The organism is Pantoea sp. UBA5035, from assembly GCF_002415245.1.
Classification (GTDB): Bacteria; Pseudomonadota; Gammaproteobacteria; order Enterobacterales; family Enterobacteriaceae; genus Pantoea; species Pantoea septica.
On sequence record NZ_DICD01000012.1, the window covers coordinates 104284 to 128303 of the forward strand.

General features: G+C 59.0%; 21 protein-coding genes. 8 read left to right on the top strand and 13 right to left on the bottom strand.

The features are described from left to right. Nucleotides 1–37: 37 nt before the first annotated feature. The 10 genes from atpE to ravA form a co-directional block, all read right to left on the bottom strand. Nucleotides 38–277 carry a F0F1 ATP synthase subunit C gene (gene atpE, locus B3229_RS09600; protein ID WP_003849523.1) on the bottom strand — a complete coding sequence of 80 codons (240 nt, stop codon included), beginning with the start codon at nucleotides 275–277 and terminating at the stop codon, nucleotides 38–40. 48 nt (nucleotides 278–325) lie between these two features. Next, entirely contained in the window at nucleotides 326–1144 is an 819-nt protein-coding gene (atpB, locus tag B3229_RS09605) for a F0F1 ATP synthase subunit A (RefSeq protein WP_048781248.1), read from the bottom strand. 8 nt (nucleotides 1145–1152) lie between these two features. Then, complete coding sequence (gene atpI / locus B3229_RS09610) at nucleotides 1153–1533, bottom strand: F0F1 ATP synthase subunit I (RefSeq protein ID WP_048781264.1); 381 nt, start codon at nucleotides 1531–1533, stop codon at nucleotides 1153–1155. A 713-nt stretch (nucleotides 1534–2246) separates the two neighbouring features. Next, nucleotides 2247–2864 (bottom strand): 16S rRNA (guanine(527)-N(7))-methyltransferase RsmG, encoded by a 618-nt coding sequence (gene rsmG / locus B3229_RS09615; RefSeq protein WP_286870447.1) that lies wholly within the window; start codon nucleotides 2862–2864, stop codon nucleotides 2247–2249. Nucleotides 2865–2911: 47 nt separating this feature from the next. Further along, the gene (gene mnmG, locus B3229_RS09620) at nucleotides 2912–4801 is read right to left on the bottom strand and encodes a tRNA uridine-5-carboxymethylaminomethyl(34) synthesis enzyme MnmG (protein WP_286870448.1); all 1890 of its coding nucleotides are present in this window, start codon (nucleotides 4799–4801) and stop codon (nucleotides 2912–2914) included. A 441-nt stretch (nucleotides 4802–5242) separates the two neighbouring features. Then, on the bottom strand, nucleotides 5243–5683 hold the full coding sequence (gene mioC, locus B3229_RS09625; protein ID WP_286870449.1) for an FMN-binding protein MioC: 441 nt from the start codon (nucleotides 5681–5683) through the stop codon (nucleotides 5243–5245). 152 nt (nucleotides 5684–5835) lie between these two features. Next, a complete protein-coding gene (gene asnC, locus B3229_RS09630) occupies nucleotides 5836–6297 on the bottom strand; it encodes a transcriptional regulator AsnC (RefSeq protein ID WP_033755376.1) in 462 nt (153 codons plus the stop codon). Between the two features lie 102 nt (nucleotides 6298–6399). Further along, complete coding sequence (gene ovoA / locus B3229_RS09635; protein ID WP_048781244.1) at nucleotides 6400–8538, bottom strand: 5-histidylcysteine sulfoxide synthase; 2139 nt, start codon at nucleotides 8536–8538, stop codon at nucleotides 6400–6402. A gap of 70 nt (nucleotides 8539–8608) precedes the next feature. Continuing rightward, nucleotides 8609–10069, bottom strand: coding sequence for an ATPase RavA stimulator ViaA (gene viaA / locus B3229_RS09640; RefSeq protein ID WP_096072291.1), 1461 nt, complete (start codon nucleotides 10067–10069; stop codon nucleotides 8609–8611). Beyond that, nucleotides 10066–11562: an ATPase RavA gene (gene ravA / locus B3229_RS09645; protein ID WP_277268627.1), complete on the bottom strand. Its 1497-nt coding sequence runs from the start codon at nucleotides 11560–11562 to the stop codon at nucleotides 10066–10068. Before ravA ends, viaA begins: the two co-directional genes overlap by 4 nt. A gap of 273 nt (nucleotides 11563–11835) precedes the next feature. Here ravA and kup point away from each other — a divergent pair, with 273 nt between their 5' ends. Then, nucleotides 11836–13704, top strand: a complete 1869-nt coding sequence (gene kup, locus B3229_RS09650) for a low affinity potassium transporter Kup (protein ID WP_033755365.1) — start codon at nucleotides 11836–11838, stop codon at nucleotides 13702–13704. Between the two features lie 3 nt (nucleotides 13705–13707). Here kup and qseC read toward each other — a convergent pair whose 3' ends face one another. Then, entirely contained in the window at nucleotides 13708–15039 is a 1332-nt protein-coding gene (gene qseC, locus B3229_RS09655) for a quorum sensing histidine kinase QseC (protein WP_286870450.1), read from the bottom strand. Then, on the bottom strand, nucleotides 15036–15698 hold the full coding sequence (qseB, locus tag B3229_RS09660) for a quorum sensing response regulator transcription factor QseB (RefSeq protein WP_048781240.1): 663 nt from the start codon (nucleotides 15696–15698) through the stop codon (nucleotides 15036–15038). Before qseB ends, qseC begins: the two co-directional genes overlap by 4 nt. Nucleotides 15699–15860: 162 nt before the next feature. Here qseB and B3229_RS09665 point away from each other — a divergent pair, with 162 nt between their 5' ends. From B3229_RS09665 to rbsR, 7 genes are all read left to right on the top strand, one after another. Next, a complete protein-coding gene (locus B3229_RS09665; protein WP_048781239.1) occupies nucleotides 15861–16256 on the top strand; it encodes a YgiW/YdeI family stress tolerance OB fold protein in 396 nt (131 codons plus the stop codon). Nucleotides 16257–16426: 170 nt separating this feature from the next. Then, nucleotides 16427–16846: a D-ribose pyranase gene (gene rbsD / locus B3229_RS09670; protein ID WP_033792940.1), complete on the top strand. Its 420-nt coding sequence runs from the start codon at nucleotides 16427–16429 to the stop codon at nucleotides 16844–16846. Between the two features lie 7 nt (nucleotides 16847–16853). After that, nucleotides 16854–18362: a ribose ABC transporter ATP-binding protein RbsA gene (rbsA, locus tag B3229_RS09675; RefSeq protein ID WP_286870451.1), complete on the top strand. Its 1509-nt coding sequence runs from the start codon at nucleotides 16854–16856 to the stop codon at nucleotides 18360–18362. Then, on the top strand, nucleotides 18359–19330 hold the full coding sequence (rbsC, locus tag B3229_RS09680; protein WP_033755349.1) for a ribose ABC transporter permease: 972 nt from the start codon (nucleotides 18359–18361) through the stop codon (nucleotides 19328–19330). Before rbsA ends, rbsC begins: the two co-directional genes overlap by 4 nt. Nucleotides 19331–19356: 26 nt before the next feature. Further along, nucleotides 19357–20232 (top strand): ribose ABC transporter substrate-binding protein RbsB, encoded by an 876-nt coding sequence (rbsB, locus tag B3229_RS09685; protein WP_048781237.1) that lies wholly within the window; start codon nucleotides 19357–19359, stop codon nucleotides 20230–20232. Between the two features lie 65 nt (nucleotides 20233–20297). Then, on the top strand, nucleotides 20298–21230 hold the full coding sequence (gene rbsK / locus B3229_RS09690) for a ribokinase (RefSeq protein WP_286870452.1): 933 nt from the start codon (nucleotides 20298–20300) through the stop codon (nucleotides 21228–21230). Nucleotides 21231–21233: 3 nt separating this feature from the next. Next, the gene (rbsR, locus tag B3229_RS09695) at nucleotides 21234–22226 is read left to right on the top strand and encodes a ribose operon transcriptional repressor RbsR (protein WP_414692776.1); all 993 of its coding nucleotides are present in this window, start codon (nucleotides 21234–21236) and stop codon (nucleotides 22224–22226) included. Here rbsR and mdtD read toward each other — a convergent pair. Further along, complete coding sequence (gene mdtD / locus B3229_RS09700) at nucleotides 22223–23626, bottom strand: multidrug transporter subunit MdtD (protein ID WP_048781234.1); 1404 nt, start codon at nucleotides 23624–23626, stop codon at nucleotides 22223–22225. The genes rbsR and mdtD overlap by 4 nt on opposite strands. Between the last annotated feature and the right edge of the window lie 394 nt (nucleotides 23627–24020).

Here is a 24020-nt window from a genome sequence, read left to right on the forward strand (position 1 = left end):
CGCACCCGGTGCCATGATGAACCAGGAGCGACAGGCTTTAGGCGACAGCAAACATCACATAGAGACCCAGACCAACAGCGATCATCGGGATTGCATCCACCAGACCCATTACAACAAAGAACTGCGTACGCAGCAGAGGAATCAGATCCGGCTGGCGCGCGGCGCCTTCCAGGAATTTACCTCCGAGGATGCCGATACCGATCGCAGCACCGATTGCCGCCAGGCCCATCATCACAGCGGCAGCCATGTACAGCAGATCCATATTCAGGTTTTCCATGACAGTCTCCAGTTTGTTTCAGTTAAACGCTTAGTGTTGAGAAAAAAATCAATGTTCTTCAGATGCCATCGACAGATAGACAATCGTGAGGACCATGAAAATGAAAGCCTGCAACGAGATGATCAGGATGTGGAAAATGGCCCACGGCACATTCAGCACCCACTGCGACCACCACGGCAACAGACCGGCAATAAGGATAAAGATCAGCTCACCCGCATACATGTTGCCGAACAGTCGCAGACCGAGTGAAACCGGTTTGGACAGCAGGCTAACACCTTCAAGAATCAGGTTGATGGGGATGAAGATCGGGTGATTAAAAGGCTGCAGCGTCAGCTCTTTCGCGAAGCCGCCTACACCTTTCATTTTGATGCTGTAGAACAGAATCAAAATAAATACGCCCAACGCCATAGACAGCGTGATGTTCACGTCTGCGGACGGCACGACGCGCAGCGCCGGCAGGCCCAACCAATGCTCGCCGATGTACGGCAGCAGGTCGATAGGCAGCAGATCCATGAAGTTCATCAGGAAGACCCAGACGAAAATCGTCAGAGCCAGCGGGGCGATAAGTTTGCTTTTACCGTGGTACATGTCGCGCACGTTGCCATCAACGAAGCCGACAACCAGTTCGATAGCAGCCTGCATTTTCCCTGGCACGCCGCTGGTAGCGCTCTTCGCCACTTTGCGGAACAACACCAGGAAGATGAATCCCAGCACCAGAGAGAAAAACATAGAATCGATATTTAATGCCCAGAACGTCGCGGGAGCGTCGTGAGCATTCACTAACTCGAAGGTACGCAGGTCCAACTGAAGATGCGTCAGATGGTGACCGATGTACTCTTGAGGAGTTTGAGTTTCTCCTGCAGCCATGATGCCTTTTACCCTTTGTTGTTAATTACCGCCGGTGCCAACATCTGAACCACCAGCACCGATAACCAGGTTATCCCGAGCGGCCAGAAAACCACCCTGAAAACACCCAACGCCACAATGAGCAACACGATGGTTGCGATGACCTTGCCGATTTCGCCGAGAGCGAAACTCCACGCAACCCGTCCGGAAGCCGGGGATTGCCCTTGCAGGCGCCAGGCTAAAAACATGAACAACACGTTCGGCAGCCAGGCTGCCGCTCCGCCAGCCAGCGCAGAGACGCCCCAGGTGACATCTTTCAGGGCAAAGAGAGCGCCGATGATGACAACAGTCACCAGCTGGATAGCCAGCACGGTTCGGGCGAATTTTACACTGTAAAGAGACACTGACATGGCGCTGTTACTCCCCTGCCCCATAAGGGGTATGTCGCGTGTCGTATAAGACTGCCTTTACTCACTCGAGTCAAGCAGCAAAAGCCGTGCAAATTATACGGGCCGCACCTGCGATTTCAATCCGTAAGTAGCCAAAAGGTGAACAATTATTTAAATTTCTTTCCGAACGGCTATTTTTCCAAAGATTGCCAGGCGAAATTATGGACCTGCGCCGCGCTAATTTGGCTTCTGGCTTGCGTTTAAAGCGTGCTTTAGATCACATTCTAAACACTGCCCCACTATTCAAATTTGCTGACGAGCAATAGTGACGTCTATTAATTCGCCATTAAAACCTTTAAAAACAGATGGATAATATTTTTTTCACCTTAAGCTGACCTTATTTTCGATAAAAACAGCTGATTGACATCACAGAGTGTGGCAAGAACGTTAAATTGATATTACGCACGCAGAGTTATTACCCTGATATATTTTCCGGCGTGATTATCTGCCCGCCCTGCAGAAGCGGTGGAAGTGATCTTCCTGATAAATAAATGTGAATTAATAGTTAAATGTAACAGAGCTTTTCGGATAATTTCCGGCAAGCCTGTTAACGTTATTTCACTGCCGTCGCGTTTAAAATCGCGGCGTGCTGAGAAATCAACTGCCGATTTTATGAGCAGCGCATTGAATAAGGCAAATGCCTGTGAACGCCTTAATCCCTGCGTTGTTTAAGGCTATTCGCGTCCGATGATCACCAGGTGGCGCTCGCCGTCCAGCTCAGGAACCTGTAGCGCCTCGACAGAAACCAGACGAAAACCGGCTGGCAGGTTAGCGATTTCATCGTCGGGGCGTACCCCTTTCAGCGCATAAAATTGTCCCTGCGCGGAAGGCAGATGATGACACCAGTTCACCATATCCTGCAGCGAGGCGAACGCGCGGCTGATAACGCCGTCGAACGGCGGCTCGGAGGGAAATGTCTCCACCCTGCTCTGCACCGGCGTGATATTGGCTAAACCCAGCTCATGCTGAACCTGGCGGAGAAAACGCACGCGTTTGCCCAGGCTGTCGAGCAGCGTAAAGTGCGCCTGCGGCAGTACGATAGCGAGCGGAATGCCCGGCAGACCCGGTCCGGTGCCCACGTCGATGAAGCGTTCGCCCTTCAGGTGAGGCGCCACCACGATACTGTCGAGAATATGGCGCACCAGCATCTGCTGCGGATCGCGCACCGACGTCAGGTTGTAGGCTTTATTCCACTTATCCAGCAGGCCGACGTAGGCGACCAGCTGCTCTTTTTGTTGATCGGAGAGGGAAATACCGGCTGCCTTAAGCAGCGAAGCGAGTTTTGTGATCACAGCATAAATCCAGTCAGCGGGGGCGAGCGGCCTCGCCCCGTTTCAGGTCAGGCGCTTTTGCGCAGCAGCCCTTGTTTTTTCAGGTAAATCAACAAAATCGAAATCGCCGCCGGCGTGATGCCGGAGATGCGCGACGCCTGGCCGATCGAAGACGGCTTATGATCGTTGAGCTTGGCGATGACTTCGTTCGACAGGCCGTTGACCTGACGATAATCCAGCTCGGCCGGCAGCAGCGTATTTTCATTGCGCAGCTGACGATCGATCTCTTCCTGCTGGCGCGCGATGTAGCCTTCGTACTTCACCTGAATCTCAACCTGCTCGGCCGCCTGCGCGTCAGCCAGCGACGGGCCGAAGCTCGGCAGTGCGGTAAGCTGAGCGTAGGTCATTTCCGGACGGCGCAGCAGATCTTCACCGCTTGCCTCTTTGGTGAGCGCGCTATTGAGCAGCGTATTCACTTCCGCGACGTTTTCCGACTTCGGATGGACCCACATATCGCGCAGACGCTGACGCTCCTGCTCAATCGCCTCCAGCTTCTGGTTGAAGCGCGCCCAGCGGGCGTCGTCCACCAGACCCAGCTCACGGCCGGTTTCGGTCAGACGGAGATCGGCGTTATCTTCGCGCAGCATCAGACGATACTCGGCGCGTGAGGTGAACATGCGGTATGGCTCTTTGGTGCCGAGCGTGCAGAGATCGTCCACCAGCACGCCGAGGTAGGCCTGATCGCGACGCGGCGCCCAGCCCTCTTTGTCGGCGGAGTGGCGTCCGGCGTTGAGTCCTGCCAGCAGTCCTTGCGCCGCCGCCTCTTCGTAGCCGGTGGTGCCGTTGATCTGGCCGGCGAAGAACAGCCCGTGAATATATTTGCTCTCCAGCGTCGGCTTGAGATCGCGCGGATCGAAAAAGTCATACTCGATCGCGTAACCCGGACGAACGATTTTCGCGTTCTCCAGACCCTTCATCGAGCGCACGATCTGCATCTGCACGTCGAACGGCAGGCTGGTAGAGATGCCGTTCGGGTAAATTTCGTTGCTGGTCAGCCCTTCAGGCTCCAGGAAGATCTGATGCGCGTTGCGATCGGCGAAGCGCATCACCTTGTCTTCGATCGACGGACAGTAGCGCGGGCCGATCCCCTCGATGATCCCGGCATACATTGGGCTGCGATCGAGGTTATTGCGGATCACCTCGTGGGTCTGCTCGTTGGTATAGGTGATCCAGCAGGGAACCTGCTGCGGATGCTGCGAGGCATCGCCCATGAACGAGAAGACCGGCATCGGGTTGTCGCCATGCTGCGGGCTGAGCACGGAAAAATCGATAGTGCGCGCGTCGATGCGCGGCGGCGTACCGGTTTTCAGACGGCTGACGCGCAGCGGCAGCGCACGCAGGCGCTTCGCCAGCGGAATCGACGGCGGATCGCCTGCGCGGCCGCCGCTGTAGTTATCCAGCCCGATATGAATTTTGCCGTCGAGGAAGGTTCCGACGGTGAGCACCACGGCTTTGGCGCGGAACATCAGCCCCATCTGCGTGACGGCGCCAACGACGCGATCGTTTTCGACGATAAGATCGTCTACCGCCTGCTGGAAGATCATCAGGTTGGGCTGATTTTCCAGCGCGGTGCGTACCGCCTGGCGATACAGCACACGATCCGCCTGCGCGCGGGTAGCGCGCACCGCCGGACCTTTGCTGCTGTTTAGTATCCTAAACTGAATGCCCGCCTTGTCGATCGCCGTGGCCATCAGGCCGCCTAAGGCATCCACTTCCTTAACCAGATGTCCTTTTCCAATGCCACCAATCGCCGGGTTACAGGACATTTGTCCAAGCGTATCAATGTTATGGGTGAGTAACAGAGTTTGCTGACCCATTCGGGCAGCGGCCATCGCGGCTTCTGTGCCCGCATGACCACCACCGATTACGATGACGTCAAAAGGATCTGGATAAAACATGAAGTGGTACCTCGTTGATGAACTGGCAGGGATCGTTGCCCTGGGCGGTGGATTCTACTGAAATTCCGCCGAGGGTGAAAGCGGCGGGATCTGCGGGTTTAAAAGAAAGGATCTTTATTCTGTATATGATCTTTCTGTTAGATCTCTTTATTAGGATCGCGACTGCCTGTGGATAAGCGTCAAAAGCTGGAAATTATCAGGCAGATAGCAAGGATCCTTTGCTGTGAATGATCGGTGATCCTGATCCGTATAAGCTGGGATCAAAATAGCGAGTTATGCACAGCTCACAAAAGCATCAGCGGTTGTTCTTGGGATAACTACCGGTTTTACGCAGCAATCAAGCCTAGTTATCCACAAAAAAAGTGAAAGCGATCGAATAAAAACAGACGTTTTAACTGGGGATCCTGCGAAATACCCGATCCCCTGTGGCAAAGGATCCGCTCAGAGATGGGCCATCCAGCCGCTTAGCCAGGCTTCGGCCGGATCTTCGGGGATCTCATGTTCCAGCACGTCGATTTCCAGCCGCTCGCCGATGCGCTGCGCGCCGCGAGCGATCAACAGCGCGTCCAGCGAACGGATGGCGCCGCAGAAGAGATCGTATTCATGGTTGCCGAGACCGATCGCGCCAAAGCGCAACGCCGACAGGTCGGGCTGGGTGTCGGCAATCGCCTCATATAAAGGCTGCAGATTATCCGGCAGTTCGCCTGCGCCGTGGGTAGAACTCACCACCAGCCAGATTCCCTGCTGCGGCAGCTCGCCCAGCGCCGGGCCGTGCAGCAGCTGCGTGGAAAAACCCGCTTCCTGCAGTTTCTCTTCCAGATGTTCGGCCACATATTCGGCGCTGCCCAGCGTGCTGCCACTGATTAAAGTAATGTCGGCCATGATGCTCTCCCGGAATAAAGGCGAGCATTGTACGCTGTGATCAAGCCGTGATCCACCTGTGGAAAACAGGGTTAATAGAAATGAGGACGCGAACGTAGCCGTTGGCGCTGGCGGCGATCGCGTGGGATAAGGTTGTGCACAGAAAAAAAGGATCAGGGTTTGATGGTGCGCATGATCGGGTTCTGCAGAGAGATCAGGGTTTCGGTGGACTGGATTTCGTCAATGGTCTGGATCTTGTTGATCAGCACCTGCTGCAGCGCGTCGATGGATCGGCACATCACCTTAATAAAGATGCTGTAGTGTCCGGTGGTGTACCAGGCCTCAACCACTTCGTCGAGCGCCTCCAGCTTACTCAGCGCGGCAGGGTAGTCGCGCGCGCTCTTCAGGATGATGCCAATAAAACAGCAGACGTCGAACCCCAGCTGACGCGGATCGATCTCCACGCGGGTGCCGAGAATAATGCCGGCCTGTTTCATTTTCTCCACGCGAACATGGATAGTGCCCGGACTGACGTTGAACTGTTTCGCCAGCTCGGCGTAAGCGGTGCGGGCATTGTCCAGCAGCGCATTCAGGATCCCGCGATCCAGGTTGTCCAGTTGCAGTGATTCGGCCATATCATCCTCATGTCAGCTCTTCTTCTTTGAACAGAGGAGAATGTGCAGCAAAAAGCGGTGGCAGGCAATCTCCGGCAGCGGCGTTTGCCGCTGCCGTCAGGATTAACGCTTACGCCACAGCGTGACCTGAGCCAGCGAATGCTGATACTTGCGCGCGGTTTCGCGGATCACGAAAGGCCTGTCCTGCGGCGCGCCGATCGGCTCGAACTCCGCTGCCAGCAGCCGTTGCAGCGCCTGCAGGGTGGTAAGCGCCTCGCCGTTTTCACGGATGCCGCCCAGCCAGTTCTCTTTCGGCGTGAAGGCTTCCAGCCAGGTATAAGGCGAGGAGAGCAGCAGCAGACCACCCGAGCGTATCATCGGCGCGATATCCTGTAGAAAGCGCTGCGGCTGACGCAGGCGATCGATCAGGTTAGCGGCCAGCACCAGATCGTACTGAGCAGGCTGCGGTTTCAGGTTGCAGGCGTCGCCCTGCACGAACTGAATGCGCCGCGCCTGTTCGACGTCGAGACCGAAATCTTTCAGGCGCACCTGGCGATAGGCCACCAGATCGCCCTCTTCCGGCACTACGTAGCGGAAATCCTCGCCCGAAGCGAGCTGCAGCGCTACGTCGATAAAGCGCGCCGAATAATCCATCCCGATCACCCGTTCGAAATGGCGTGCCAGTTCGAAGCTGGCGCGGCCGGTGGCGCAGCCGATATCGAGCGCGCTGCCGCGCGACGCGCAGTGGGGCAGCGCCAGCGCCACCAGCGATTCAGCGTAGTTGTCGACGCCGAAATAGCGCGGGCCGTACTGGAAGTCGAGATACTGCGACACCATATCGTCGGTTTCGTAGGGGTTGAGCGTCATCGATTCTTTATGGGAGGAGACAACGTAGCGGAAGCCCGCATGCTGGAAAAAGTGGCGGCGAAAGGCGTAGCGCGACGACTTCAGCGCCTCGTTGCCGGTGGAGATCCAGCTGCCGCCCTTGATGATCGAATGCTTGCCGTCGAAGGTCGGCGTCGAGAAGTCATCGTAGAGCGGATGCACGCGGAATCCTTCAAAGCCGTTGATCGGCGTGGTGGTCCACTGCCAGACGTTGCCCACGATGTCGAAAAAGTCGCCCTGAGCGAAGCGGTCAACGGCGCAGGATGAGGCCCAGTAGGCCAGGTTTAGGTTGCCCGGCGCCTGCTGCCACTCTGGCTGATCGCCCTCGACCTGCTCGCGCAGCTGCATCCATTCCGCCTCGCACGGCAGCTGCACGGACATGCCGGTCTGCTCTGCTTTCCAGCGGCAAAACGCGGCGGCTTCCAGCTGATTGACTTCCGCCGGCCAGTCCCAGGGCATCAGCACCTCTTCGGTCATTAAGCGCAGCTTCAGCGCGTCGGGACGTTGCGCGTCGCCGCGCCAGAAGGTCGGCATCTGCGCCTCGGCAAAGCTGCGCCAGCCCCAGCCTTCGTCGTCCCAGTACTGGCGCTGCTGGTAGCCGCCCGCCGCGACGAATTCGAAAAACTCGGCATTGCTGACCAGCATTTTGCTGGCCTTGAACGGCTGGAGTTCGGTGGTCTGGCTGCCGTATTCGTTGTCCCAGCCGTAGGTATCGTCGCTTTTTCCCTGCGTCACGACGCCGCCAGGCATGGCGACCAGGCTGTTGGTCGGCACCCCGTCGCGTACGCGTCGCGCCTCCTGACAGGCTGGCCACTGCGGCTGCGGCTTAACCCATTCGACAGGCAGCTGGCGCATCAGCACGCTGGAGGTTTCCAGATGAATACGTTCATGCTCGATACCCATCAGGATGACCCATGCCGGGCTTTCCCAGTCGATCGGCAACGTCAGCGGCATGGTTTCGATAAAGCGCGTCACCAGGCTTTTCACTTTGCCGCGGTAGTCCCGCACCTCCTGCACGCTGGGCCAGGCGTAGTGGCTCTCATCGAGATCGTCCCAGCTCATCTCATCCACGCCGATCGCCATCATCGCCTCAATGCGATCGTCAACGCGCGCGTCGATGTAGCGGCCCGCCATCAGCTTATTGATATAGAAAGAGGCGGTATGGCCGAAATAGAAGATTAAAGGATGGCGCAGCGTAATGGCTTTGGTAAACCAGGCGCGATCGTCGGCAAGACAATCGAACAGGCTTTCATAAAGTTCCCAGGTTTGCGTGTAGTAAGCCAGCAGCTCGGCGCGTTTCTCTGCAACGCTGCTGCCGGAAAGGCGTACCGTACGGGTCGGCGCCGGTAATGCCTGATGTTGTTGTTCGATGGTCACAGTGAACTCCGTTAGCTGAATAAACACAGCGGGACATTCACTATAGCAAATAGGGATTTCTGCCCTGTGACTAACGCCGCCAGCGGCGCAGCAGGCGGCTTTTCATACCGGTATCGAAACGCCAGATGTGATCGAAGATGCGCAGAATGCCGGGTTTGCCGTGGGCCGACATCGCCACGGCGTGAAAGCGCTGCTGCTGTTGCAGCTGGCGCAGCTTAATCAGGCTGACGATCTCGTCGGGCAGGCGCTGGGCGATAAAGTCGGAGACGACCACGGCGTCGGCATCCTGCCACAGCGCGCCCTCCATACGCTTTGCCACGGCCGCCAGACAGGCAGCGAGGTCGGTGCCGCCGCGAAAGCGCTGGCTGAGAAAGCGGATCGCCTGCTCCAGCCCGTCGTCGCCGGTGAGCTCGTAGCCGATAACGTCGTGGGCAAACAGCATAATGTAGCAGCGGCGGCGATCGGCCAGCGCCACCTTCAGCAGCGCCAGGCAGAACGCTTTGGCGCAGCGCTCGTTGAAGCCGCCCATCGATCCGGAGGTATCGACGCAGACGATAAAAGGGCCGCGCGGCTGCTCTTCGTGCTGCTGGTGGCTGACCGGGCGCAGCGTGACTTTTTCATGCCAGGCGTCGCCCTGAAGTTTGTAAGTCAGCAGCCGTTTTTCCACCAGGCGACGATAAAATTCCAGCTCCAGCTCGCTGATGCTGATGGTCGCCAGCTCCGGCGGCAGCAGACGCAGCACGTCGTCGCTCTGGTGAATGCCGCTCACCTCTTCGGGCACCGCGTCCGGCTCGCGCACCAGCTGATGGAAAGCCTCCAGCGGCGCATCCTGTGACGGCACCGATTTCGCTTCGCGGCTGCGGCCCAGCTGTTGCGCCAGCGCCAGCAGTTCCGGCTGCTGCGCCAGAAAGTCGCCATACTCCAGCATCAGCTGATAGTCGCCGTGCTGCAGCGGGGCTTTGCTCATATCCCATAAGCGACCGGCCGCAGCCTCGTCATTGTCGCTCAGCAGCGGCGCCAGCTGGCCGCTCAGCGCCATACGCTGCTGCAGCTCGGCCATCAGGCGTTCGCGCTGCTGCTCCAGCAGCTGTTCGTTAAGCGTCAGCGTTTGCAGCGTCAGGCTGAGACGCCAGCGCTGCAGAAACAGCGTATGCTGCGCGCCGCTTAGCTGATGCGCGTCGGTATGCTGCAACAGGCGCTGCGCCTCTTCCAGGAAGGGCGAAGGCAGCTGCGTTAGCGCCTCGAGTATCTCGGGCAGCTGCTGGCTGAAGTCGTGATGGCTGAGCAGCTGCGCGCGCTGAAACAGCTGAAACTCGTCGGCCAGCGTTTCCGGTACCGGCGTCGCTTTCAGCTCGGCGTTGATCTCCGCTTTCCAGCGCGGCACGTCGCGCAGCATCGCCTGCTTCAGGCCGGGGAATTTTTCAAAGAAGATCGCCAGCTGCGGGGAGGCGAGCAGCGCGAGGATCAGCTCTTCGATCAGTTCGGCTTCGCCGATGGAGAGCAGCGCGCTGAGCGTCTCCAGCGAGATCATTTACGCGCCTGTTTCAGCTGATCGGCCACATCCTGCAGGCTGGTTTCGATGCGCGCCAGCCAGTCGTCGCTGATAAACAGACAGCGCTGGTGCTGGCTGAACTGATGGCGCTGCGCGCGCAGCTGGGTATCCAGCTCGTCCAGCGCCTCGCTGATTTCAGCCGGCAGTTCGCTGTGCGCAACGGCGCCGGGCAGCGTCAGGCGCGCCGTTTGCAGGCTGACGTCGCGCAGCGCCAGACAGTGCTGCGCGTCCACCAGCAGATCGAGCGTCTGGGCGAAACCGATGCCGTTCAGCTTGCCGCGCACGTCGCCGCCCTTCAGCAACCACTGCTCCAGCGCCTCGCGGGCGATCACCACATGGGTAACCTGCATATCGTGCAGCGTCAGCGGCTGTTGCAGCATCAGGGTCAGCTGCGGCTCCGCCAGGCTGTCAGGCAGCTCGTAGTGCGGCTTGCGGCTGAACATGCCGCTGTGTTTTTCCAGCGTGATCGCCTGCGCCACGCTCCTCTGCTGCTGCAGCGCCAGGCGTCGCGCCTTGAGCTGCTGCAGCCTGAGCAGCAGCGTCTGCTGCTGCCACGCCTGCTGCGTCATCAGCTGGTCAATGGCGCGCTCCAGCACCTGCATAGAGGCGACGTCGTGCCACAGGCAATCTTTCAACAGGATAAGGTCGATTGGCGCGATGGCGCTGCGGCCGCTGTAGAAGGCGCTTGCCTGCAGCAGGTGAATCGCTTTTTTCCAGCGGCGATCGGAGATATAGGGCGCATCGGGCAAGGTTTCCAGATGCTGGCGCAGCTGATAGATCAGCTCGAAGACGTTATCCGGCAGGCTGACCTGGCTAATGCCCTGCTGCCACTGATGATACTCCTCGTCGCTGATGCGCAGCGATTCCGCGACCGGATTGGCGTTTTCATCCTGCTGGTGGGTCAGCATGCTGCGAAAGTTTTGCTTCTCATGCACGTTGTCGAGCCAGAGACGGATCAGCATGCGGTCGTAGAGCGCTTCCAGCCCGCTGTCGGCTTCCGGCAGTTCGTTCGAGGCGGTGACCAGCAGGCGCATCGGAATTTTTTCTTCGCTGTCGCCATTGCGGAAGCGGCGCTCGTTAATGGCGGTCAGCAGGGTATTGAGGATGGCGGGGCCCGCCTTCCAGATTTCGTCGAGAAACACGATCTCCGCGTCAGGCAGATAGCCTTTCGTCAGGCGCTGATAGCGGCCTTCATCTTTTAACGCCTGAATCGACAGCGGGCCGAACACCTCTTCCGGCGTCGAGAAGCGCGTCATCAGGTATTCAAACGCGCGGGCGTTCTGAAACGCGTATTTCAGGCGGCGAGCGATCAGGCTCTTGGCGATGCCCGGCGGGCCAAGCAAAAACACGCTTTCACCGCTCAGCGCCGCCAGCAGACAGAGGCGAATAGCGTCGTGGCGTTCATACAGACCCTTCTCGAGGGCATTGCTGAGACGAGAAATTCTTTCTGCCAAAAGATGGGGTTGAGCCATAATCACTTCATTGTCCTTCTGTTACTGCTGCCGTCTTATTATGGCAGGCGCACTACTCTACTGATTATGATGCGTGAAAGCGTTGATTGCCGTCCGCTTTTTTTGTGTCACAAAATCCAATCATCGCATAATGCCGCCAGAAAAATCGTCAGCGCTAATGGCATTGATGAAAGTGCGGGATGGGTTTTTTAGAAAACAGGTGCATACTGTGCGCTTTTTGACAGCAAGAGCGATGGGGTGTTGCGCCTCTCTGCTCCAACAAAAGATAACTCTATGAGCTCGGATAACAAGCAATCACTTAGTGCGTTAACGCTGGCCGCGATTGGCGTAGTGTATGGCGATATCGGCACCAGCCCGCTCTATACCTTGCGTGAATGCCTCTCCGGTCAGTTTGGTTTCGGCGTTGAGCGCGAAGCAGTGTTCGGCTTTCTGTCGCTGATTTTCTGGCTGCTGCTGCTGGTGGTGTCGCTGAAATATATCAGCTACGTCATGCGCGCGGACAACGCCGGCGAGGGCGGCATTTTAACCCTGATGTCGCTGGCGGGCCGCAATACCGGCGCGCGCGCCACGGCGGTGCTGGTCATTATGGGCCTGATCGGCGGCAGCTTCTTTTATGGCGAAGTGGTGATTACGCCCGCCATTTCCGTGATGTCGGCGATTGAAGGGCTGGAGATCGCGGCGCCCTCGCTCGATCCCTTTATCGTCCCGCTCTCTATCGCGGTGCTGACGCTGCTGTTTATGATCCAGAAGCACGGCACCGGCATGGTGGGCAAACTCTTCGCCCCGGTGATGCTGATCTGGTTTGCCACGCTGGCAGTGCTGGGCGTTACCGGCATCATGAAGAACCCGGAAGTGCTGCAGGCGCTTAATCCCTCCTGGGCAGTCAGCTTCTTCGTGCACTACAAAACCATTTCGTTCTTTGCGCTGGGCGCGGTGGTGCTGGCGATTACCGGCGTGGAAGCGCTGTATGCGGATATGGGGCACTTCGGCAAAATGCCGATTCGCATCGCCTGGTTTATCGTGGTGCTGCCCTCGCTGGTGCTGAACTATTTCGGCCAGGGCGCGCTGCTGCTCAGCGATCCCAAAGCGATTAAAAACCCCTTCTTCCTGCTGGCGCCGGACTGGGCGCTGATCCCGCTGCTGATTCTGGCGACGCTGGCAACGGTGATCGCCTCGCAGGCGGTGATCTCCGGCGTCTTCTCGCTGACGCGCCAGGCGGTGCGTCTGGGCTATCTGCCAGGCATGCGTATTATCCATACCTCGGAGATGGAGTCCGGTCAGATCTATGTGCCGATGATCAACTGGGTGCTCTATTTCGCCGTGCTGATCGTGATTATCAGCTTTGAACATTCCAGCAACCTGGCGGCGGCTTACGGTATCGCGGTCACCGGCACCATGGTGCTGACCTCGATTCTCTCCTGTACCGTCGCGGTGAAAAACTGGCACTGGAACCGGCTGGCGGTCGGCCTGATACTGACGCTGTTTCTCTGCATCGACGTGCCGCTCTTCTCTGCCAACCTGATTAAGCTCTTCTCCGGCGGCTGGCTGCCCATCTGTCTGGGTCTGATCATGTTCCTGATTATGACGACCTGGAAGAGCGAACGCTTTCGCCTGCTGCGCCGGATGCACGAGCACGGCAACTCGCTGGAGGCGATGATCGCCTCGCTGGAGAAATCGCCGCCGGTGCGCGTGCCGGGCACCGCCGTCTATATGTCGCGTGCGCTGAACGTGATCCCCTTTGCGCTGCTGCATAACCTCAAGCACAACAAGGTGCTGCACGAGCGCGTGGTCTTTTTGACGCTGCGCACCGAGGATGCGCCTTACGTGCATAACGTGCGTCGCGTCGCCATCGAACAGCTGTCGCCGACCTTCTGGCGCGTGGTGGCGAGCTACGGCTGGCGCGAAACGCCCAATGTGGAAGAGATCTTCCATCGCTGCGGGCTGGAAGGGCTTAACTGCCGGATGATGGAGACGTCATTCTTTATGTCGCACGAGTCGCTGATTATGGGCAAACGCCCCTGGTATCTGCGCCTGCGCGGCAAGCTCTTCCTGGCGCTGCAGCGTAATGCGCTGCGCGCGCCTGACCAGTTTGAGATCCCGCCGAACCGGGTTATCGAACTCGGTACCCAGGTAGAGATTTGATAGTTACCAGCGCAGGGCGACGCAGAGTCCGCCGCCCTCGCGCTGGCTGAAACGCAGCTGCATACCGTGCAGCTGCGCGACGTTCCGCACGATCGATAATCCCAGCCCGCTGCCGCTCTTCTCCTGTCCCGGCGGCCGCCAGAAGCGCTCGCCCAGACGCTGCAGCCCCGTCTCGCTCAGGCCCGCGCCATTATCCTCGACGCGCAACCCGCGGCTCTCCAGCACGACCCTGACGTCGCTGCCTTCCGGCGTGTAGCGGATGGCGTTGTCCAGTAGATTGCGCGCCAGCAGCGACAGCAGCAGTGGATGACCCTGAATAACCGGCTCGGCAAGGCTTTCCAGACGCAGCGCGACGCCGGCGCGATCGGCGTGCGGCAGCTGCTCGGCCAGCGCCTCCTGCAGCAGGCTATGGAGGTCGACAGGCTGAAACGCGCCGCGCGCGTCCTCAGCTTCTGCGCGCGACAGCGTCAGCAGCTGATCCACCAGCCGCGTGGCGCGCTGAATGCCGGCGTCCAGCTGGCGCAAAGCGTGCAGGCGCATCACCTCGTCGTCAGCGGCAAGCTGCACCACTTCGCTCTGCACGCGCAGCGCCGCCAGCGGACTGCGCAGTTCATGGGCGGCGTCGGAGGTAAAGCGGCGCTCGCGCTGCACCATGGCGCTGATGCGGCTGAACAGCCCGTTCAGCGCTTCCGTCAGCGGTCTGACCTCCAGCGGCACCCGCCCGGCGTCCAGCGGCCTGTCGTCGTCCGGCGCGCGCTGCGCCAGCAGCTGCGTGATGCGCTTGAGCGGGCGCAGCTCGCGCCACACCAGGCCGAGCAGCAGCAACAGCATCAGCGGCAGCGCGATAAGCCAGGGCAGAATGCTGCTTTGCACCAGCGCTTTAGCCATATCGTCGCGGTATTCCCACTCCTGGCCCACCACGATGCGGTGCTGGCCGTCCGGCGTCGTCAGCCAGACAAACCGCCAGGCGTCGTCGTCGTCGATTAGCCGCCCGTCGTGAAATCCCTGCGCCTCGGCGTCGAACGGTAGCATTCTGCCGTTTTCGCCGTCGTTCAGCACAGGTCTGCCGTCTCGGGTGAAAATAGCAAAGGCGAGCGCGTCGTCATCCTGATCGCCGCGATGGTGGCGCAGCAGCGCCTTGTTTTCGGGCAGCGTGGCGTCAGCGGGTGCGACGAGGTCAAGCGCCATCAGGCGTTTAGCGAACAGCAGCTGCTGGGTGTCGAATAGCTCGTTGATGGTGTCGCGCGTCTGTAGCCAGGCGCTCAGGCTGGCGCTGCCCCAGCAGAGGCCGAGCAGCAGCACGAAGCCGACGCCGAGCCGGAGAAACAGGCTCATTGCGGCTCTCCCAGCATATAGCCGACGCCGTGTACGGTACGGATAAAGCTCGCGCCGAGCTTTTTACGCAGGTGATGAATATGCACTTCTACCGCGTTGCTGGAGACGTCGGCATCCCAGCTGTAGAGCTTCTCTTCCAGCTGCGCGCGCGTCAGCACGCGGCCAGGATGGCGTAAAAACAGTTCCAGCAGCGCCAGCTCCCGGCTCTTGAGCGGAACCAGCTCGCCATCGCGCGTCACGCTGTGGCTGGCGGGCTGCATAATGACGTTACCGTGACGCAGCTCCGGCTGCAGCTGGCCGTGGCGACGCCGGATGAGCGCCTGTAGCCGCGCGGCGACTTCTGTCAGGGCGAAGGGTTTGCAGAGATAATCGTCCGCGCCCAGCTGCAAACCCTCCACGCGCTGATCGAGGGCGTCGCGCGCGGTCAGGATCAGCACCGGCACGTCCGCGCCCTGCTGTCGCCAGTCGCGCAGAATCTCCAGCCCGTCGCGCTGCGGCAGCGAAAGATCGAGGATCACCGCATCCCAGGGCGCCGCATGCAGCGCGGCGAAACCCTCATCGCCGGAAACAAACCAGTCGACGCTGAAACCTAATTTGCCCAGTCCCGCCTTGATGCCGTCGCCAATCAGCCGGTCATCCTCAATCAGTAAAATGCGCATCTTCCCTCCTTTGTCCGCAAAGGCTTTATACGAAGGAGAACGACGCTTGTACAGGCGATATCGCCCCTTTTCGCTTATTTTTACCTCTTAAGATCCTGTTAAGAACTCGCTGTTTTAATAGGAGGCGTACCAAACACACATTCATGGAAACGAGGTGACTATATGAAAAAGCATGCCGCACTTTTAGCTATCCTGGCGCTGACCACTGCGCCGGTCTTTGCCGCGACTCAGGGCGGATTTGTCGATGCGAATGCGCCTGCCGTTCAGGCGAAACAGGGAGGTTTTCAACACGATCAGAGCAGCGTGGTGACCGTTAAGCAGGCGGAAGAGATGAAAGACGACAGCTGGATCACCGTGCGCGGCCAGCTGGAGAAGCAAATAGGCGACGAGGATTATCTGTTTCGCGACGCCACCGGCACCATGAAAGTCGAGATCGACCACAAGCGCTGGGACGGTTTGACCATTACGCCGAAAGATCGCGTTGAGCTGACGGGCGAGCTGGATAAAGATTTCAACAGCATCGAACTTGACGTTAAGCAGGTGCGCAAAGCGCCGTAACGCCTTCCTTACCGGGCCGCTTCAGCGGCCCATGTTATCGCCTAAGCCAAATTCGCCTTCGCGTGAGCGAAACGTTTCGATAATGATCACACTTCTCGATTTCCCCCGTTGAGTTACCGCCGCCATTTCATACACTGCCGCTAGCGAAACGTTTCGCTCTGGAGCAGAAAATGAAAAAAGGTCGCCTGTTAAACGCTGAACTCTCTTACGTGATTGCCCGCCTGGGCCATACGGATACGCTGACCATTGCCGATGCCGGCTTGCCGATCCCGGCAGGGCCGCAGCGCATCGATCTGGCGCTGACGCCGGGCACGCCCGATTTTATGCAGGTGGTAAAAGCCGTCACGCTGGAGATGCAGGTGGAGAGCGCCCTGATTGCGGAAGAGATTAAGCAGCACAATCCGCAGCTCCATAGCGAGCTTCTCGCCGTGCTCGAAGCCTTGCAACAGCACCAGGGAAACAAGATTGCAGTGCGTTACACCAGTCATGAACAGTTCAAACAACAGACTCAACGCAGTCAGGCGGTCATTCGCAGCGGAGAGTGCTCTCCGTTTGCGAATGTCATCCTGAGCGCTGGCGTCACCTTCTGAGGCCGTTATGCAACCCTTATTACAGCTCCAGGGGATTGAGAAATCCTTTCCCGGCGTAAAGGCGTTAAAGAGCGCGTCGCTGGCGGTCTATTCAGGACGCGTGATGGCGCTGGTAGGCGAGAACGGCGCCGGCAAATCCACCATGATGAAGGTGCTGACCGGCATCTACAGCCGCGACGCGGGTTCGCTGCGCTGGCTGGGCGAAGAGACCACCTTCAGCGGCCCGAAAGCGTCGCAGGAAGCGGGTATCGGCATTATTCATCAGGAACTAAACCTGATTCCGCAGCTGACCGTGGCGGAAAATATTTTTCTGGGACGCGAGTTCGTTAACCGTTTCGGCCGTATCGACTGGAAGCGGATGTACGCCGAGGCGGACGCGCTGCTGAAGCGTCTTAACCTGCGTTTCAACAGTCACAAGCTGGTGGGCGATCTTTCGATCGGCGATCAGCAGATGGTGGAGATCGCCAAAGTCCTGAGCTTTAAGTCGCAGGTGATCATTATGGATGAGCCGACCGACGCGCTGACCGATACCGAAACGCTGTCGCTGTTTCGCGTGATCAACGAGCTGAAGGCGCAGGGCTGCGGCATTGTCTATATCTCTCACCGCATGAAAGAGATCTTCGAGATTTGCGACGACGTGACGGTTTTCCGCGACGGCCAGTTTATTGCGGAACGTCCGGTGAAGGAGCTCAGCGAAGAGAGCCTGATCGAGATGATGGTCGGACGCAAGCTGGAAGATCAATACCCGCGCCTCGACCAGGCGCCGGGAGACGTTCGCCTCAAGGTCGAGAACCTTAGCGGACCGGGCGTGCATGACGTCAGCTTTACGCTGCGCAAAGGCGAGATCCTTGGCGTCTCCGGGCTGATGGGCGCCGGACGCACCGAGCTGATGAAGCTGCTTTACGGCGCCCTGCCGCGCAGCAAAGGCCGCGTCTGGCTCGACGGCCGCGAAGTAGTGACGCGCGCGCCGCAGGATGGCCTGGCCAGCGGCATCGTCTACATCTCCGAGGATCGCAAGCGCGATGGGCTGGTGCTGGGCATGTCGGTAAAAGAGAACATGTCGCTGACGGCGCTGCGTTATTTCAGCAACGGCAGCGGCACGCTGAAACATGCCGCCGAGCAGCTGGCGGTGGGCGATTTTATCCGTCTTTTCAATATCAAAACGCCGTCAATGGAGCAGGCAATCGGCCTGCTCTCCGGCGGCAATCAGCAGAAAGTGGCCATCGCGCGCGGACTGATGACGCGTCCCAACGTGCTGATCCTGGACGAACCGACGCGCGGCGTCGACGTCGGGGCGAAGAAAGAGATTTACCAGCTTATCAATCAGTTCAAGGCCGAAGGGCTAAGCATCATTCTCGTCTCGTCGGAGATGCCGGAAGTGCTTGGCATGAGCGACCGCATCCTGGTGATGCATGAAGGCCGTTCCGGCGGCGAATTTACCCGCGAGCAGGCGACGCAGGAATCTTTAATGGCGGCAGCCGTAGGCAAGCAACACAGCGAGGATTTAGTTGTATGAGCACCCAAACCTTACCCTCCAGCCGTCGCTGGTTCAGCAAAGCCTGGCTGATGGAGCAAAAATCGCTGATTGCGCTCATCGTGCTGATCGCCGTGGTGGCGAGCCAGAGCCCTAACTTTTTCACCGTAGCGAACCTGTTCAATATTCTGCAGCAGACCTCGGTCAACGCCATTATGGCGGTCGGCATGACGCTGGTGATCCTCACCTCCGGCATCGATCTCTCGGTGGGATCGCTGCTGGCGCTGACGGGCGCGGTGGCCGCCTCGCTGGTGGGCATGGAAGTCAACGCGCTGGTGGCGGTCGCGGGCGCGCTGGCGCTGGGGGCGGCGATCGGCGCCGTCACCGGCACTATTGTGGCGCGCGGCAAAGTGCAGGCCTTTATCGCCACGCTGGTGATGATGCTGCTGCTGCGCGGCGTCACCATGGTCTACACCGACGGCAGCCCGATTAATACCGGCTTCAACGACAACGCCGATCTCTTCGGCTGGTTCGGCATCGGTCGTCCGCTGGGAATTCCGACGCCGGTGTGGCTGATGGCCGTCGTCTTCCTGCTCGCCTGGTACATGCTGCACCACACGCGCCTCGGCCGTTACATCTACGCGCTGGGCGGCAATGAAGCGGCGACGCGCCTCTCCGGCATCAACGTTAACCGCGTAAAAGTGATCGTCTACGCCCTGAGCGGCATGCTGGCCGCGCTGGCGGGCACTATCGAAGTCGCGCGTCTCTCTTCGGCGCAGCCGACGGCGGGCACCGGCTACGAGCTGGACGCTATCGCGGCGGTGGTACTGGGTGGCACCAGTCTGGCGGGCGGTAAAGGGCGCATTATGGGCACCCTGATTGGCGCGCTGATCCTGGGCTTCCTGAATAACGGCCTGAACCTGATGGGCGTCTCTTCCTACTACCAGATGATCGTAAAAGCGGTGGTAATCCTGCTGGCGGTACTGGTGGATAACAAAAGCAGTAAATAACTCTGACCTTTACACAGGATGAAATGATGAAAAAGTTGACCGCACTGGCTGTGATCCTCGGCGCGACATTAAGCGCCAGCGCAGTGGCGAAAGATACCATCGCGCTGGTGGTATCGACGCTGAATAACCCCTTCTTCGTCTCGCTGAAAGAGGGCGCGCAGAAAGAGGCCGACAAACTGGGCTATAACCTGGTGGTGCTGGATTCGCAGAACAACCCGGCAAAAGAGCTGGCTAACGTGCAGGATCTGACCGTGCGCGGCGCCAAACTGCTGCTGATCAACCCAACCGATTCCGATGCGGTCGGCAACGCGGTAAAAATGGCTAACCAGGCCAATATCCCGGTGATCACGCTGGACCGCGTCGCGGCGCAGGGCAAAGTCGTGAGCCATGTCGCCTCCGACAACCGTTTTGGCGGTAAAATGGCGGGCGACTACATCGCTAAACGTCTGGGCGACAACGCCAAAATTATTGAACTGCAGGGCATTGCCGGCACCTCTGCGGCGCGCGAGCGCGGTGAAGGCTTTAAGCAGGCCTCAGACGCGCATAAATTCCAGGTGCTGGCGAGCCAGCCAGCGGACTTCGATCGCACCAAGGGTCTGAACGTGATGCAGAACCTGCTGCAGGCGCATCCGGACGTGCAGGCGGTATTTGCGCAAAATGATGAAATGGCGCTTGGCGCGTTACGCGCATTGCAAACCGCCGGGAAATCTGATGTCGTGGTAGTCGGCTTTGACGGCACCGCCGACGGCGTGAAAGCGGTCGAAGGCGGCAAACTGGCGGCGACGGTCGCTCAGATGCCGGATAAGATCGGCATGATTGGCGTCGATACCGCCGATAAAGTGCTGAAAGGTGAGAAAGTACAGGCCATCAATCCCGTTGACCTGAAACTGGTCACCAAATAACTCAAAGAAAAGCAGGGCAATGCGCCACCCTAATCCGGTGGCGCACTCTTTCTGGATCACACCCTATGAGCAAAAGCGCAAAACTGGCCGTTCTCGGCAGCATTAATGCTGACCACATTCTTAACCTGACGCACTTTCCTCGTCCCGGCGAAACGGTGATCGGGGAGCAGTATACCGTTGCGTTTGGCGGCAAAGGGGCGAACCAGGCGGTCGCCGCCGGGCGAGCTGGCGCAGATATCGCCTTTATCGCCTGCCTTGGCAATGACGCCATCGGCGAACGTATCCGCGCCCAGCTGGCGCGAGACAGCGTTGAGACCGCCGCGGTTGAAACCGTTAGCGGCGAACCCACCGGCGTGGCGATGATTTTCGTCAACGGCGAAGGGGAAAACAGCATCGGCATCTGCGCGGGCGCCAATGCGGCGCTAACGCCTGACTGCGTGGCGCGTCATCAGCAGGTCATCGTCAACGCCTCGGCGCTGCTGATGCAGCTGGAGTCGCCGCTGGAGAGCGTGCTGGCTGCGGCGAAGATCGCGCGCGCCCACCAGACGCAGGTGATCCTCAACCCCGCGCCGGCGACGCCGCTCGACGATGAGCTGCTGGCGCTGGTGGATATCATCACGCCTAATGAAACCGAAGCGGAAAGCCTGACCGGCATCGCTGTCTCCAGCGACGAGGACGCCGCGCGCGCGGCTGAGGCGCTGCACGCCAAAGGCATCGGCACCGTGCTGATCACCCTGGGACGTCGCGGCGTCTGGCTGAGCGAGCAGGGCGAAAAAGGCGAGCGCATTGCCGGCTTTACGGTGAAAGCGGTCGATACCATTGCGGCAGGTGACACCTTTAACGGCGCATTTATCACGGCGCGGCTGGAAGGCAAAAGCCTGCATGACGCGGTACGCTTCGCCCATGCGGCGGCGGCAATCGCCGTCACACGGCCGGGCGCGCAGCCCTCCGTGCCCTGGCGCACGGAAATCGACGATTTTCTACTTCAGCAGGGTTAAGCCTTGGCGACCATGAAAGATGTCGCCCGCATGGCGGGCGTCTCCACCTCCACCGTCTCGCACGTTATCAACAACAACCGCTTTGTCAGCGAAGCGGTGCGCGAGAAGGTCGATCGGGCGATCAGCACGCTGAACTACGCGCCTTCGGCGCTGGCGCGCAGCCTTAAGCTTAACCAGACGCACACCATCGGCATGCTGCTGACGACCAGCAGCAACCCCTTTTACGCCGAAGTGGTGCGCGGCGTCGAAGACAGCTGTTACGAGCGCGGCTACAGCCTGATCCTCTGCAATACGGCGGGCGACGAAGAGCGCATGAACCGCAGCCTGGAAACGCTGCTGCAAAAGCGCGTCGACGGCCTGCTGATCATGTGCACCGAAAGTCATCTGCCCTCGGCAGCTATCCTTAATCGCTATCCTTCTATTCCTACCGTGATGATGGACTGGGCGCCGTTTGAAGGGCGAGGCGATATTATTCAGGACAATGCGCTGCTGGGCGGCGAACTGGCGACGCAGCATCTGATTGACAGCGGCTATACCCGCATCGCCTGCATTTCCGGCCCGCTGGATAAAACCCCGGGACGTATGCGTCTGCAGGGCTATTACCATGCGATGGAGAAAAACGGGCTGGCGATTCCGGCGGGCTATGTGATTAACAGCGACTTCGAATTTCAGGGCGGTTACAGCGCCATGAAAGCGCTGCTGGCGCTGGCGTCGCCGCCACAGGCGGTTTTCACCAGCAACGACGCGATGGCGGTCGGCGTTTATCACGCGTTGTTTGAAGCGGGATTGCGTATTCCGCAGGATATGGCGGTGATGGGATATGACGATATCGAGCTGGCGCGCTATCTGACGCCGCCGCTGACCACGATTCACCAGCCGAAAGATGAGCTGGGCCAGCTGGCGATCGATACTTTAATCCATCGCCTGAACGATCCCGGCGCCAGCCAGCAAACGCTGGTGCTGACGCCGGAACTGGTGGTGCGCGCCTCGACTTAAGCGCTTTTCTTCTTTTTATCGCGATTGGTGATCAGGTGTCGGCCGTCGCCCGGCCGCAGCAGCGCAAAGGTAAAGGCCGAAATCACCGTGACGATGCCCATCGTCAGGAAGGTCGCATGGAACTGCTCGACGGTGCCGGTTTCGAACGCCTGATAAAAGCGGAGCACCGCCGCGCTTACCGCCACACCAAAGCTGATCGACAGCTGCTGCGTCACCGCCAGCACGCTGTTGCCGCCGCTGGCGTTATCATCATTTAAATCCGCCAGCGTAATGGTGTTCATTGCGGTGAACTGCGTTGACATCGACATGCCGAGAATAAACAGCGGCAGCAGCAGCAGAATGATGCTTTCAGACGGCGACTGCAGCGCAAAGCTGGCGATCAGAATGCCGATGACGACGGTAATGCCGACCAGCGTACGGCGATAGCCGAACAGGCGCAGCACCTGAGTCACCGTCGATTTAGCCAGAATCGAGCCGATGGCCGTCGGCGCCATCATGCAGCCCGCCACCACCGCCGAAAAGCCGAATCCGACCTGCAGCATTAACGGCATCAGGAAGGGGACGCAGCCGGTGCCGAGGCGCGACGCGATATTGCCGATAATGCCGACCGAAAAGGTGCGGGTCTTGAACAGCGGCAGGCTGATTAGCGGCGCTGGGTGGCGGCGCGCATGAAGGATATAAAGAAGCAGCAATATTACGCCTGCCGCCAGTACGCCAGACGCCAGCCATGCGGAGACGATACGCTCGCCGAAGAGCTCGATGCCGATCGACAGCAAGACCAGTCCCGCGCCGAACAATAAGAAACCGAGAAAATCGAAGCGACGCCGGGGCAGGGTGAAGTCCGGCATATATTTGCGCGCATAGATAATGCCGAGAATGCCGACGGGAATGTTAATCAGGAATATCCAGTGCCAGGTGGCATAGGTCACCAGTAACCCGCCGAGTAGCGGACCCAGTATCGGCCCAACCAGGCCGGGCATGGTGACGAAGTTCAGCACCGGCAGGAGTTCGCTACGCGGATAGGCGCGCAGCAACGCCAGGCGCGCCACCGGCATCATCATCGCGCCGCCTACGCCCTGAACGATGCGCGAAATCACCAGCATCGTCAGCGATTGCGATAAGGCGCAGGCCAGCGATCCAAAGGTAAAGAGCGACACTGCGATAATAAAGACTTTGCGCGTGCCGAAGCGGTCGGCAAGCCAGCCGCTCACGGGAATTAACATGGCGACGGTAAGGGTGTAGCTGATAACGGCGGACTGCATGGCCAGAGGAGAGCGGTCGAGGCTGGTCGCGATAGCGGGTAGCGCAGTATTGAGAATGGTGGCATCCAGTGCCTGCATAAAAAACGCCATGGCGGCTATCCATGGCAGACCGGCCATACTGCGCGCGGATCGTATCATCGAAAATCCTTCTATATAGGTGTCAGTAGCTGGCAAGAAACCGAAGTGACAGCATAGCATCGGCATAAAAGGGCTGGTTGGCAATTTTCCACGGCGGAAGGCTGTTTCTGTGCGCTTTTTCGCCCGGAAATGTCTGCTTTTAACCCGTTCGATTAAAAAAAAGGCATCCGGCAATTATTTTCAAAGAAATGCTTGTCAGCCCGGAAGAACTCCCTATAATGCGCCTCCACTGACACGGCACAACGGCTTACGGAATGCGGTGTTAAGTAAGATTCGACAAGGTTCGAATCGTCAGGAAAGCAAAAATAAATGCTTGACTGATAAAGCGGAAAGCGTAATATACGCAGCCCGCGCCGCTGAATAATCGCGGCATGCTCTTTAACAATTTATCAGA